The organism is Synechococcus sp. H55.10, from assembly GCF_047502715.1.
In the GTDB taxonomy this organism is placed as follows: Bacteria; Cyanobacteriota; Cyanobacteriia; order Thermostichales; family Thermostichaceae; genus Thermostichus.
This window is the reverse complement of sequence record NZ_JANSJJ010000177.1, coordinates 1-654: the sequence shown is the minus strand read 5'-3', so window position 1 is coordinate 654 and position 654 is coordinate 1. Positions and strand designations below refer to the sequence as shown.

At 58.3% G+C, this 654-nt stretch carries 1 protein-coding gene; it reads right to left on the bottom strand.

Annotated features, from left to right (window positions below; all coding sequences use genetic code 11):
• The coding region (locus NW858_RS10815) for a S1 RNA-binding domain-containing protein (RefSeq protein WP_414520484.1) at positions 1-467 on the bottom strand (467 nt) is incomplete at its 3' end.
• Between the last annotated feature and the right edge of the window lie 187 nt (positions 468-654).

The window sequence follows — 654 nt, the reverse complement described above, 5'->3', positions numbered from 1 at the left end:
TCCTTGGGCTTGCGGCTGCTGATGTGGGATCCGGGGATAAAGCCGCGCAATCCCTCAATGCGCACCAGGGCGCCTCCGCGGTTGGTAGCAAAAATGGTTGCCCGCACCGTGGCGTCTTCTTTCTGTAGCTGCCGCACCCGCTCCCAGGCCCGCATGTACTCGATGCGGCGAATGGAGTGGGTCAGTTGCCCCTCTTCATTTTCTTCGGTGAGGATGAAAAACTCGCGGGTCTCTCCCGGCTGCAGCACCTCGTGCGGGTCTTCTACCCGGCTGATGGACATCTCCTGCAGAGGCAGGAAAGCAGCCGTCTTGGCCCCGATATCGATCAACGCGCCGCGCGGCTCCACCGAAAATACCGTGCCGGCCACAATTTCGCCGGGGCTGAAGTGATAGTCGTACTTGTCCAGTAGGGCAGCAAAGTCCTCGGTGGTAAAACCTACATCGGCAGCAGCGGTGAATCGACTCATAGGGGTGTAACAGCAGTTGGCGCGAATTAGAAGAGCAGTTGAACTTGGTAATGAACGGCTCCCATACTCGCTCACCCTCCCGGGCGGGACAGGCAATAGCTTGGGAAATACTATCGTAGCTTAAGAGGGCGACTTTTGTGGCAAACTTCCTGGCGATCCTGCCAAGCTAGAGGGAGATGGCCAGAGT